Annotated in this window: 11 protein-coding genes; 3 read left to right on the top strand and 8 right to left on the bottom strand. The window is 47.8% G+C overall.

All coding sequences use genetic code 11. The features are described 5' to 3' along the window. On the bottom strand, positions 1-790 hold a 790-nt coding region (locus KDK17_RS17520; protein WP_257288680.1), incomplete at its 3' end, for a hypothetical protein. A gap of 494 nt (positions 791-1,284) precedes the next feature. On the opposite strand from KDK17_RS17520, the gene KDK17_RS17515 reads away from it, so the two are divergent. Further along, on the top strand, positions 1,285-2,994 hold the full coding sequence (locus tag KDK17_RS17515) for an AMP-binding protein (protein WP_257275119.1): 1,710 nt from the start codon (positions 1,285-1,287) through the stop codon (positions 2,992-2,994). A 284-nt stretch (positions 2,995-3,278) separates the two neighbouring features. Further along, positions 3,279-3,704 (top strand): H-NS family nucleoid-associated regulatory protein, encoded by a 426-nt coding sequence (locus tag KDK17_RS17510; protein ID WP_257275117.1) that lies wholly within the window; start codon positions 3,279-3,281, stop codon positions 3,702-3,704. Positions 3,705-3,807: 103 nt separating this feature from the next. Here the strand turns inward: KDK17_RS17510 and KDK17_RS17505 are convergent, their stop codons facing one another. From KDK17_RS17505 to KDK17_RS17495, 3 genes are all read right to left on the bottom strand, one after another. Further along, complete coding sequence (locus KDK17_RS17505) at positions 3,808-4,527, bottom strand: DsbA family protein (RefSeq protein ID WP_257275115.1); 720 nt, start codon at positions 4,525-4,527, stop codon at positions 3,808-3,810. 253 nt (positions 4,528-4,780) lie between these two features. Continuing rightward, on the bottom strand, positions 4,781-6,964 hold the full coding sequence (locus KDK17_RS17500) for a protein-disulfide reductase DsbD (RefSeq protein WP_257275113.1): 2,184 nt from the start codon (positions 6,962-6,964) through the stop codon (positions 4,781-4,783). Positions 6,965-7,869: 905 nt separating this feature from the next. Further along, positions 7,870-8,628, bottom strand: a complete 759-nt coding sequence (locus KDK17_RS17495; protein WP_257275112.1) for an SDR family oxidoreductase — start codon at positions 8,626-8,628, stop codon at positions 7,870-7,872. A gap of 177 nt (positions 8,629-8,805) precedes the next feature. On the opposite strand from KDK17_RS17495, the gene KDK17_RS17490 reads away from it, so the two are divergent. Next, positions 8,806-9,486: a class I SAM-dependent methyltransferase gene (locus KDK17_RS17490; protein ID WP_257275111.1), complete on the top strand. Its 681-nt coding sequence runs from the start codon at positions 8,806-8,808 to the stop codon at positions 9,484-9,486. A gap of 132 nt (positions 9,487-9,618) precedes the next feature. Here the strand turns inward: KDK17_RS17490 and KDK17_RS17485 are convergent, their stop codons facing one another. The 4 genes from KDK17_RS17485 to KDK17_RS17470 all read right to left on the bottom strand — a co-directional run bounded on the left by KDK17_RS17485 (position 9,619) and on the right by KDK17_RS17470 (position 12,903). Continuing rightward, positions 9,619-11,421 (bottom strand): sodium:solute symporter family protein, encoded by a 1,803-nt coding sequence (locus KDK17_RS17485; RefSeq protein ID WP_257288679.1) that lies wholly within the window; start codon positions 11,419-11,421, stop codon positions 9,619-9,621. Further along, complete coding sequence (locus KDK17_RS17480; protein WP_257275107.1) at positions 11,418-11,705, bottom strand: DUF4212 domain-containing protein; 288 nt, start codon at positions 11,703-11,705, stop codon at positions 11,418-11,420. The genes KDK17_RS17485 and KDK17_RS17480 overlap by 4 nt, the downstream gene beginning before the upstream one ends. A gap of 376 nt (positions 11,706-12,081) precedes the next feature. Beyond that, positions 12,082-12,576, bottom strand: a complete 495-nt coding sequence (locus KDK17_RS17475; protein WP_257275105.1) for a type II toxin-antitoxin system YhaV family toxin — start codon at positions 12,574-12,576, stop codon at positions 12,082-12,084. Positions 12,577-12,582: 6 nt separating this feature from the next. Continuing rightward, positions 12,583-12,903, bottom strand: a complete 321-nt coding sequence (locus KDK17_RS17470) for a type II toxin-antitoxin system PrlF family antitoxin (RefSeq protein ID WP_257275103.1) — start codon at positions 12,901-12,903, stop codon at positions 12,583-12,585. Positions 12,904-13,083 lie beyond the last annotated feature (180 nt).

Genomic DNA, 13,083 nt, shown 5'->3' with positions numbered 1-13,083 from the left:
CCATAACTATTGCAGTGCTGTTGTCAGTCATAGTGACAGGAGCCGACCCCGTCGCAGTTGTCACAATTACTGCGGTATCGTTGTCAGCCATAGTGACAGGAGTTGCTCTCTTCACGGTTGTCATAACGATTGCGGTACTGTTGTCAGCCATAGTGACAGGAGTCGCTCCCGCTGCGGTTGTGATAACTATAGCGGTACTGTTGTCAGCCATAGTGACAGGTGTCGTTCCCGCCGCGGTTGTCACAACTATTGCGGTATCGTTCTTAGCCATAGTGACGGGGACCGTTTCATTAGCGATTGTGCTAACCATTGCAGTACCATTGACAGCGGTATTGGTGGGAACGGTCGTCGTTAAAGGAGTTGTTAAAGGCGTTTTTACAGGGGCAGAAAGAAAAGCACCCGTTGCACTATACCAGTTTAACTGAGGGTCCGGATAAATGCAGCCGGGATCCGTTTCATTGAATTTTTTACAGATATAAACCTTGAGGCGCATGTTATGTGTTCGACAATGTCCGTCTTTTCTGTTACGTACTGTGCTCGATTCCCCCGTTGACGTGGATAGGAAATAGTAGTGTTTTCCCTCTTTAAAGGTCACGTCGTCTTTTCCGGCAGCATGTTCAAGAAACAGAATACTAAGAAAAACCAGGCGTGTGGGTTTGCCGCATACGTAGCGGCTTGTGAATTTGTCTTGAGGATCATCTCCTATTTCACAATTCTCATAATAGGTTTCGTTGTCCGTTAGCCATACATTTTCATACATGGTTGAGGTTTGCCTATCGTGGCCACGCATCCTGACCACAGTGGGCAGATTAGGGCAAACAAAATACAGCTGTGAGTTTAACTTTACCGATATGCTCTTGTTCTCGGCCTTCGAATATAATTCGTCTATCCACCAGGCACTTTGGTAGACGTCACGAGCATCGCATGTCTGAAACAGATGGAATAATAACAGGAGCCCGAATAAGACAAATGGCATAGTATCTATCTGGTAGATAAGTCAGAATAAAAGTAGCAGACATGCCTTCACATCTTCAGAAAATTCCACACTTTCAAGTCTTCCTTCCCATGGGCAGCAAGGCCTCTGAAACCGACCTGACTTTGCTCCATAAAAAAACAGTTATCTGCTCATACTGAAGACCTTCCAAGGAATCACAAAATCTTACAAAAATAATTCAAGACTGCCGGGTAAGCGGGTATAATGCGCTCCCGATCAGGTTTGAATAATCTGTAGATGGCCGGTGGCAGCCCGGACGACATTCACAACAATAAGACGAGGAGCTCTCCATGGAAGTAGCTTTTTGGGATGGCAAACGCGCACCCGGTATATCTGATCATATTGACTTCGGAGCCTTCTCTAATCTCAGGGAAGTGATTGCAGATGCTGTCGACAGACACGGAGACAAGCCCGCGTTCACAGGGCTGGGATTAACGCTCAGCTTTAAGGAAGTGGATCGGCTGAGCGATCAGTTTGCAGCTTACCTTCAGCAACACACCGGACTGCAGCCCGGCGATCGCATCGCACTACAGATGCCCAACATTCTGCAATACCCGGTGGTGGCCTTCGGTGCCATCAAGGCCGGTTTGGTCATTGTAAATACGAACCCCCTCTATACCGCCAGAGAGATTAAGCATCAGTTTAATGACGCAGGCGTGAAAGCTCTGGTTTGCGTCAATATTGTTGGGCACCTGATCGAAGAAGTTTTGCCTGAGACCGGTGTTGATCACCTGATAGTGACAGATCTGGCGGATCTGTTGCCCTGGCCAAAGCGCTCCATAATCAACTTTGCCGTTAAGCACATCAAGAAAATGGTGCCGGCTTATAGCCTTCCAACAGCGGTACCTTTCAGGCAGGCCCTGGCACTGGGTAGCAAGGCAACCTACAAGCCACCCAGGCCGGCTCAAAAAGAAGACCTGGCTGCTTTGCAGTACACAGGAGGAACTACCGGTGTCGCCAAGGGCGCCATGCTGACCCATAACAATCTGATCAGCAATGTTCTTCAGACAGTAGAGTTGAGAAGGCAGACAAAAGCTGATGGTAGTCCGGTTTCCAATCCTGAAGGTGATACCGTGGTAGCGCCGCTGCCTCTTTACCACATCTATGCCTTTTCGGTTCATCTATTGTCTTACTTCTCTCTGGGGGGGCACAGTATCCTGATTGCCAACCCCAGGGATATTGATACGTTCATCAAAACCATCAAGCCCTGGCGTATTAATGCATTCATTGGCCTCAACACTCTGTTTGTGGGCTTGATGAATCATCCTGAGTTCAAGAATATTGACTTTTCTGATCTGAGAGTGACCAACTCCGGGGGTACGGCACTTCAGCAGGCCACAGCAGATCGCTGGCTCGAACTCACTGGTTGCCGAATCGGTGAAGGTTATGGTTTGTCTGAAACCTCTCCGATTTTGACCGCTAACCCTGCGGGTGATTTTGTTCAGGACGGCACAGTGGGTATTGCCTTACCGGGTACCGCTCTGAAAGTCATTGATGATGAAGGCAATGATTTACCTTTTGGTGAACGCGGTGAACTCTGTGCAAAGGGCCCCCAGGTCATGGCGGGTTACTGGCAGCGCCCTGAAGCCACTGCTGAAGTTCTGGACGACGGCTGGTTCCGTACGGGGGATGTAGCCATCATTCAGGAAGACGGTTATGTACGTATAGTTGACCGCCTGAAAGATATGGTGCTGGTATCCGGCTTTAATGTTTATCCCAATGAGATTGAGGATGTTGTCGCCAGACACGAAAAAGTTCAAAACTGTGCGGTGATCGGAGTGCCTGATGAGAAAACAGGTGAGGCAGTAAAACTCTTTGTTATTCCCCAGGATGACAGTGTTACCGAGCAGGAGTTAAAGGATTATTGCCGCAAGAATATGACAGCTTATAAAGTGCCCAGACAGGTAGAGTTCAGAGTAGAGCTCCCGATGACGCCTGTAGGCAAGGTATTGAGGAAAGATCTTCGTGCACAAGAGCTGAAGAAGCTGGAAACAGTTTGATACAGTCATCGCTCTCTGCTTTAAGCCTCATTTTAGCCTTGATAGACCAGTGGCATAGACTCGTAATGAGTCTATGCCACTGGTGAGTAATAAAACTATTGCGGCTAAGCGTATGATTTAATTCGATTGGTCGTATGATTGGCTATTAAAAAGTTGTTGTTTTTTTCTTGATTCGTCAATTGTTATTTTTTTGTATCATAATTTATGTACGACACTGTTTACAGTTAGTCATTGCAATGGTACTTTTGACGCTTTCTAAATAATACCTATCCTGGTTTTTTCTAATGAATATTTTTGAAGAGTCACTGAATATCCTGAAATCAAAAGTGCAGTTGCGTAAATTGTTTCAAGGTATGCATGTTGAAGATATAGAAAGTGTTATCAAGCGCGTAGAAGCGATCCATGAAGAAAAAGTGCGTGAGCACAATGAACAGAAGGAACAACAAGGGCGCAAAAGAGAAGCTGTTGAAAGTATTCTGGGTCAAATGCATGAAAAAGGTCTGACCCTCGAAGATCTGGCGGCTTCTGCCGTTGCCGAGAAAGTCAGAAAAGGAAAGCCAAGACAGCGTTATCAGTTTCAATATGAAAAAGGAGATGGCTCTGTGGTCAGCTGGGAAGGTGCTACCACAGGTCGTATCCCGGCAGAGTTTACTGAGTATCTCTCAAAAACTGGAAAAGAACGTAAAGACTGTATTGTTGCCGAACTTTAATATTCTTCAGCTCAGAAGTTATTATTACTTGGCCTGATAGATAGCCAGGAACTCAAATAAAAAAACCGGATGACTCCGGTTTTTTTATTAATCGGATTTAAGATCAGAGACGTTGCTTGATCATTTCTTTCAGTGCGCCTTCTTCGGTGAAGCCTCTTAACACTTCATCAGGGAATACCAGTGCCGGTGTTCCACGAATGCCAAGCTCCTGTGCCAGACGCAGGTTCTCATCAAGTTGCTGAGTGACAGACTCGTCCACTTTCAGATTGTCAGCCTCAATGCCCTCTGCTTTCAGTGCAGCTTTAATAGTGCTGCTGCTATGTCTGCCAGGCTTGGACATCAGACGCTGGTTAACAGGCAGGTATTTACCCTTGTCCTGCTTAAAGGTGGCCAGGGCCATTTCCGCAGCTTCGCGAGACTCAGGACCGAGGACAGGGAGTTCCTTGATGACAATTTTTACGTCAGGGTTCTCTTTAACAATTTTCTTCAGAATAGGATCCTGACGCTTGCAGAAGCCACAGTTGTAATCACCAAAGTAGGCAATAGTCACCTTGGCTTCAGGATTGCCCATAATGGGGTTCTCAGGGTTCTCAAAAAGCACTTTTTGACGGGCTTCCAGCATCTGCTTTTCGGCATTCTGCTGAGCGGCGATTTCTCGCTTTCTTAGCTCGTTCATGGCTTCAACCAGAATGTCCGGGTTTTCTATCAGGGTTTTACGAACCAGCTCTCTGACTTCTTGCTGTTGCTGATCATCCAGAGGCTCTGCCTGAAGGTTGAGCGAGCCCATCAGTAAGGTGGTGGTGAGAATAAGAGTTTTTTTCATGGTGCTCTTCTGTGAGTCGGTATTTGTTTCCCTGAGTCGTTGCTGAAGCTCATGAGAGTGAGGTTCGCTTCAGGGGCGATATGGCTTTGATTGTCACTTTGTCATGATTAAATGGCAATGGCAAAGACTAATAAGCCGGGCTATCTGACTCTGGAGCCCTTCTGCTCGTATTACTTCGGGGCTCAGGTCATTTAACAGCGAAAAGCATTTCATCATGATTTTATGGGAAGCTTTTCAGGCTGATTTCATGAATTTACATGGATGTCGCCTTCTCGATAGCTGCTGTTACAGTGTCGTGGTCGAGAATAACCGGCAGCGGTATTCCTTCAGGAGCACCCGGACCGTAGATAATATTGAAGGGCACACCAAATCGTCCATTCTTCTGAAGGTAGGCATTAATTTCTTCTGAAGGACGGGTCCAGTCTCCCCGCATGGTCACAACAAAGTCCTGCTGTAGGAGACTGTTGGTGGGATCCCTGTCGATGACCCTGATCTTGTTGGCTTTACAAGTGATACACCAGTCAGCGGTGACATCAACAAAGATGACTTTTCCCTTAGCGACCGAGCTGGCAATTTCCTGCTCATTCAAGGTTTTCCAGGTTAGGTTGTCTGATGTTGATTGCTCCGGTGTGAAGAAACCGGTCGACCAGGCCCCGAAGAGAACTATCGCCATTGACAGAAATAATGAGGGCAGTAGCAATAATCCTTTTCCTGATTGAGGCATCAAACTGGTCAACAAGGCGTGCAGGATCATAAGGGTTGGAATCACGGCAATAATCAAAAGCAGATAGACTGGCAGGAATACCTGAAGCAGACTGATTAGCCACAGAGAAGTCACCAGCAGCATCAGTGCCAATATACGGCGAAGGTTGATCATCCACTGTCCGGGTTTTGGCATCCACTTCAACAAAGAGGGTCTGGCAGCAATCAGCAGATACGGAAGGGCAAGACCTATGCCCAGGGCAGTGAAAATGGCAAACAGGTTGAAGCTGTTAGTCGACAAGGCAAAGGCGACGGCGGTTCCCAGGAATGGAGCTGAACAGGGCGTTGCCAGAAGTGTTGCGAACATGCCCTGAACAAAGTGGCCTGCAGTACTGTTATCACCTGCTGTAGCCAGTTTAGTCGACAGGAAAGAAGGCAGGCGAATTTCAAACATGCCCATCAGGTTGGCAGCAAAAAGAGCAGTCACCACTACCATGAAACCAATAAACCACGGATTCTGGAACTGAATACCCCAGCCAATACTGTTGCCAGTCAGCTTGAGTATCCAGAGGAAGGTCGCCAGTAACCAGAAGGAGAAAATAATGCCTGCCGCAGAACTCAGAAACTGTTTACGAGTGAGGCTGGCTTCCTGACCTGATGCATGGAGTACGGAAGAGAGTTTCATACCAAGAACAGGAAGAACACACGGCATAAGGTTAAGGATCAGGCCGCCCAGTAGAGCCAGACCCAGTAATACTATCAGGCTTGCTGCACCGCTACCTCCAGACAGTGAAATGGCAGTACCCTCTTCGACAGGCAGTGTTTTTTCAAGGCCACTGTCTCCGTTGAGAAGGGTGACTGTGACAGATTCACCCGACAGGTTGTATTCACCCAACCAGCTTGACGCATTCATAATGGCCTGAAGCTGATTACCCACAATGGTCACTTCCGGCAGACTGAAGGTTATCTCTTCCTGGCCATCAATAATGACGTCAACGGCTTTTTCCCAGCCAGTTTCAGACTGGGCAGTGACAACAACCTTGTTGTTTTCTTTATCCCATACAACAGATTCTGCGCTTAGCCCTGTGTCAGGCATATTCGTCGGAACCCTCGAAAGCGCTTTATCGATCAGGAATGATGCTTGCGGGTCTGCTTTCAGATCAGTGGGGGTAAACTCCAGTTGAATCTCATAATCTGTCAGAACGCAGACCGTGGTGCAGGAAGACAGGCGCAGTCTGGCATTGATGGCGACAGGCTGACTCAGGTCTTTGACCTGAATCAGAAGAGGAAAAACAGTGCCGTTTTTATAGCCAAGTGTGTGCAGCCCCAGCATTTCTATGCGTTCCGGAACAGGCCAGAGCCACTCAACATTTTCTATATTACTGCTGCCTTGTGGCTCTTCTGTTCGCCAATCGATTTCGGGCGGAATTCCGGCCTCACCGGGTGATCGCCAGTAAGTCTTCCAGTCACCTGATAACTGCACTTCCAGTGACGCATAAAGTTGGCGGGTGGTTGGGTCTGCTTCACCAGAGAAGTGTAGCCTGACTCTGGCCTCAGGCTGTTGAGGGTTCACCAACCAGTCCGTTGACAGAGCATAGGCAGGTCGATTGAGCAGCGAAAGAAGGAGTACCAGACATAAGCTGAAGAGCATAAGCAGGGTATTTTTTCTGCTGTTTTCCGGAGCGGTTGAAGTGCAGCTCGTCTGTGAGTGCTGATTAAACGATCGTATTTTCATGTATATCCCGATAAATTCAGGCAAACCTCAAGTCAGTTGAGTAGGGCCAAAGACTGGACGGTACAAAAAAGACCTGAGTCTATCTCGACATTGGCACCTTAGCCTGAAAAAACATTGTCAGGGTAAAATGTGGCCGACCAGCGGCCGACCTCTATCAGTCCTATGGAGAATACGTTGGGCTCTGGTGACTGGATTCAGGAAAATGACTTTTCTTTGAAATTTTTTTTCTGTTTTCTTATTCACTTCGGCTTCTAAGTTGTCGCCATGCGGATGCTGTGGCTGGCCTTTGTTCGTGTATTTATTCCTGACTTGAATTCTTTGAGTGTAAAAGCTATGAAATCAACCAACAGCTGGCTCCCATCTGAAATATCAGTCGATTGCACTTTTAGAGAAACAAGCCCAAGGTTTGCAAAAAAGTGTCGTTCAATGCCTGCTTCACTGCAAAAGCTTTGTGCAATCGTTAATAGCCTTTGCTATTGGCTGCGATCAAGGCGGCTTTGATAGGCTCAACACCCGGCTTGATCAGATTTCTATGTTGCGGTCAATTTTTTTGAGTCCGGGTGACTATTGTGAGAAATCCGCCCATTGGCAGGGGGGCCGGTGTTTGGCTGGCACTCATTGGTAGAAAGGTGTGGTAAGTGTTTTCAACAAAATAACTGATTAACACACTGAATTACTTGTGGATAACTCATGAAGTGCCTGAGATTACAGGGTGTTTTTGCATTGGTTGAAAAATAATCAGACGAGAGTGCCTTGGGTATATCAGGTCTGATGAAATCAGTATATATACGTTATTTGTTGTTTATTAGATAACAAAATTTTGTGCATAACCTGCTTCAATAATTGTTTTTTTGAGACTGTGTTCAAAGCTGTAGCCTGCTTAGAGCAGGCTACAGGCAGAAGTCTCAGTGATTACGATCCACATCAAAAGCTGCAAAAGCCTGCTGAACCGGCATGATTTCCATAGCATTAATATTGACGTGGGCCGGCCTGCTTGCGACCCAATAGATGCTTTCGGCGATATCTTCTGCTGAAAGGGGTTTCATGCCCTCATAAACGGCATCGGCTTTAGATTGATCTCCATCGAAACGCACGACTGAAAATTCAGTTTCTGCCATTCCGGGTGCGATATTGGTCACTCTGATGCCAGTCCCCAGAAGGTCAGAACGAAGATTCAGGGAAAACTGTTTTACAAACGCCTTGGTACCACCATAAACATTGCCACCAGGGTAAGGATAAGTCCCGGCAACCGACCCCAGGTTTATAATACTGCCACTGTTGTTTTTCTTGAGGGCAGGTAAAAGAGCATGAGTGATTAAAACCAGTCCTTTAATGTTGGTATCAATCATGTTCATCCACTGTTGTGTATCACACTGGTCGGCCGGTTTAGTGCCCAGGGCCAGACCGGCATTATTGATCAGAGTATGGATGTCTGAAAAAACTTCCGGGAGAGTGCTTACCGCTTTTTGAATCGCAGCTTCATCTCTCATATCAAACACGAGGCAGTGAACCGGGCAGGATGCTGAGAGTTCCCTGGCCAGTGATTCCAGACGTTTTTTTCTTCTGCCGGTAATTACCAGCTGCCAGCCTTGTTCAGTGGCAAAACGACGGGCACAGGCTTCACCAAAGCCGGAAGTGGCTCCGGTTATAAATACAGTTTTCAAGCTCAAGGGGGGCTCCTTGGAGGTCAGATCGGGTCTTTTTCATCTTCCTTATTATGTCAGATTCCCAGAATTATTATTTTTTTAGTGTCAGCGAGACTCCTGGCCATTGCTGTTGCGTAGCCTAATGTCTTCTATAGTGAGTGTCGATTACTGATTCCTTCATTGGGGTACTCCACTATGACTGTTCCACGCAGCAAGATAACGAACGAACAGGTTCACAGAGGCCAGGCCGTTTATTCAAAGGGAGTTCTGAACATCTATGATATCGCCGTACTGGGTATCTCCAACCGCCTTGTCTGGCAATGTCCGACACCCATACTTTTGGACTGGTTTAATCAGCATGTCAGCAACCCGCATCTGGATATAGGTGTGGGCACGGGCTATTTCCCTGATCACTGCCAGTTCCCAACCTGCCGACCATCGTTGACATTGGTAGACCTTAACACCAACTCGCTTGACTACGCTGGGCAGCGATTAAAAAGATATCAACCCAGTACTCTGGTGCATAACGTTTTTAAACCTTTTACCACCTTGCCGGTAAATAGCTTCAGCTCGATTAGCATTAACTATTTACTGCACTGTCTGCCCGGCAGCATCCATAGCAAAGCTGTCGTGTTCGACCACTTTAAGCCATTGCTGAATGAAGGTGGGAAATTGTTTGGTGCCACCATTCTTCGTAGTGGAGTAACTCGTACTTTGCTAGCGAAAGCTCTTATGGGCATATACAACCGGAAGGGGATTTTTAGCAATCAGGAAGATCATCTGGATGGGCTAGAGCATGAATTGTGCTCAAGATTTAATAGTGTGGACATTCAAGTGACGGGTTGCGTAGCTCGTTTTGTAGCCATCAATAAATAAGTGCAGGAATAGATCTATACCTATAATGAGAACACCCTCTGGTCTGCTGTTGATCCTATCGACTCTGTACACAAAGTATCCCACGGCTTAGCCGGGAGTGATCAGGCCCGAAGGCCTGATGTCAAAGAGAAGTTATCCGAAATCGCTGGCAGGTGTGCTACCACCGACTACTGGCTGGCTGGAAGTTGCACCCCGTGGCACGCGGATGTCTTCCACAAGAGTCTGGATATGCTTGGGGGGGGCCGCAGTCAGATGACAAACCACCATGGATACACTGAAGTTGATCAGCATGCCCAGTGTGCCAATACCTTCCGGAGAGACACCAAACCACCAATTTTCTGCTGTGTTGGCAGCGGGGTTGATGAATTTGAAGTAAACGATGTAGGCGAAGGTGAATGCCAGGCCAGTGACCATGCCGGAAATAGCCCCTTCACGGTTCATACGTTTATAGAAGATGCCCATCAGGATGGCCGGGAAGAAGGAGGCCGCAGCCAGGCCAAAGGCAAATGCCACCACTTGTGCGACAAAGGCCGGTGGATAAATACCAAACAAACCTGCAATAACAATGGCTACGCCTGCGGCGATTCGGGCAGCCAGCAGTTCCTGCTTGTCAGAGATATTTGGCATCAGGTTCTTTTTCAGCAGATCGTGAGACACCGAGGTTGAGATCACCAGGAGCAGTCCCGCAGCTGTTGAGAGTGCAGCAGCCAGCCCGCCTGCCGCAATCAGGGCTATGACCCAGCCTGGCAGCTGAGCAATCTCGGGGTTGGCCAGAACCATAATATCGCGATCAACATACAACTCATTCTCACCGGCAGATGGATGGTTGGATACCAGACGTTCGCCGCTTATACCTCGCTCAGAAGTAAACTGTGGTTTGCCTTCCATTGGTCGACCGTCAGTGTACTGGATTTTTCCATCTTCATTCTTGTCGATCCAGGCAATCAGACCGGAGTTTTCCCAGTTGGAGAACCATTCGGGCAGATCTTTGTAATTGGATTCACTCACGGTATTCAGCAGATTGATTCTTGCAAAACTGGCCACAGCAGGGGCTGTCGTATAAAGGACAGCGATGAACAACAGGGCATAACCAGCAGACTTACGAGCGTCACGAACCGTCGGGGTGGTGAAGAATCTGACAATAACGTGAGGCAAGCCTGCGGTACCGACCATCAGTGCCATGGTGATAAAGAACACATCGATAGTGGATTTAGAGCCATCTGTGTATTGTTTGAAACCCAGTTCCGTCGAGAGCCCGTTCAGTTTTTCAAGAACCGATTGTCCGGTACCTGTTACCTCACTGCCAAAGCCCAGCTGGGGAATGGGGTTGCCGGTAATCATGATGGATATGAAAATAGCAGGAATCATAAAGGCAAAGATCATCACACAGTACTGTGCGACCTGAGTGTAGGTGATCCCTTTCATACCCCCCAATACGGCGTAGAAAAAGACAATACCCATACCGATCAGAACACCCATGGTGATGTCCACTTCCAGGTAACGTGAGAATACGATGCCAACGCCTCGCATTTGGCCTGCTACATAGGTAAAGGAGATGAAGATGACGCAGATCACTGCCACTACACGCGCAGTCTGCGAATAGTAACGCTCACCCACAAAGTCCGGCACTGTGAACTTGCCGAACTTTCTGAGGTAGGGAGCCAGACACATGGCCAGCAGCACATAACCGCCGGTCCAGCCCATCAGGTAAACCGCTCCGTCACGACCAACAAAGGAAATAATACCGGCCATTGAAATAAAGGAAGCGGCAGACATCCAGTCGGCCCCCGTTGCCATACCGTTAGCGACCGGGTGAACGCCTTTGCCGGCAACATAATATTCACCCGTGGACCCTGCCCGTGACCAGATAGCGATGGCAATGTAGAGGGCGAAAGAGGCGCCGATGAAGAGGTAAGTCAGCATTTCAGTGCTCATGCTTCTTCCTCCTCTTCATAGACATTGTATTTATGATCCAGACGGTTCATCTGCCAGGCATAAACAAATATCAGTATCACAAAGGTGTAGATAGAACCCTGCTGGGCGAACCAGAAGCCCAGAGGGAAACCGCCCAGCTGAAACTGGTCAAGGTGATCAACGAACAGGATTCCGGCGCCGTAGGAAACTGCAAACCAGATGACGAGAAGGCTGAGTAACAGGCGGATATTCTCGCGCCAATAAGCGGCCGCTGCCGCTTTCCCGGGGTCTATAGGTTGTGCCACTGTGGGATTCTCCCATAATTATTATTGGTATCAGAGTCAGCGATCTATGAGTCTCGCAGGTGCAGTGACCACCATAGCAGGATATGCCGTATCTGCCTTTTCGACTTTAGGCTAATAAGAGGTATTGTGCCCATTCTCACTCTGTGACCCACAGGGTCTAAAAGCATGGGAGCCAGTAATTTGCGACACCCTCAAACAGCTTGAATCCTTGCGGGCTGACAAGAAATGGGTTCGACTGAGCTCCCACCGTATCAGCATTTTGTGATTTGTGCCGACCGTGTAGCAAGCGACACACCTGTCTTTATTATCCCCCCGGTGACTTTCATGGAAGATGTCGCCTCAAATTATGAAGCTAAATCACAATGCTGAAGAAGCTCTATCCATCAATTTCATTGAAGAATTCATCCAGATCCTCAATGCCTTGGGATTCATTCATGAGATCCTGCCAACTGTCAGGAGGCGTTCCCGCATTTACCAGTTTCTCAAACACCGAATATGCATCGGTCTTGCTACCGTAGGCACGTTTGGTTTTTTCGTCATTTACCCAAGCATATATGATGATTCTGGCTGCTTCGTCATAGCGGAAAAACAGCCGGTACTGTTGAAAAAACTTAGCTCGAAACCAGTGTTTTCTGGCTTTTCCAAGCGTCAAGCCTTGGCGGTATATAGGGTCAGAGGGATTGCTTGGAACCCGTTCAAACGCCAACTGGATTATTGCCGCCAGTCGTTTTGTGGCGTTTTTCTTTTGAAAGGAATCAGGATGCTGCTGTTTCAGTTTTTTGACCTCGACAGCCAAACTCTTGAGTTGTGCGACAAACATGGGGTGGGCCAGAATCGTCCAGCCATGAAAGTCATTACGGATGGAAGGCATTGCCGATCAATCCTCACCAAGAGTCTCATCAAGATCAGTATCAATCTCCCCAACCAGATCATTGAGCTTCCGGGCAAGCTCCGGGGAAACCGGCTTAAGTGTTTGGGGATGGTTTTTCATATCCTGCTCAAGAAAATCCAGGAAGCCTCCTATTACGGGGTCTCCCTCGTCACTCTGGTACTTGGAAAGCAGGACACTGCCATCGGAGCGAATCTCATACTGAAGCTTTTCCTGCTTGTTTAATTCCAGCGCCTTTCTGACCGAGGCCGGAATAGTCGTCTGGTAACGATCCGTCAGCGTGGATCGATCTACGAACACATTTTTCATGATGAAACCTTCGGGTGTTAACTATCAATTATCATAGTAATGCGAATGCATTACTGTGTCAAAATCGTGGTTGCGGCTAAAACAGTTATCAAGCGGGCACTGAACGCCCTGCTGACGGTAGTTCGGGGTTAAAAACAGTTCGCAATAATCTATTATAATCTAAAGCTATCTAATATAATC

The sequence above is a fragment of the Endozoicomonas sp. SESOKO2 genome (genome assembly GCF_024606245.1).
Taxonomy (GTDB): domain Bacteria; phylum Pseudomonadota; class Gammaproteobacteria; order Pseudomonadales; family Endozoicomonadaceae; genus Endozoicomonas_A.
Note: the sequence above shows the minus strand (reverse complement) of the source record. Positions and strands in the feature narration are given on the sequence as shown.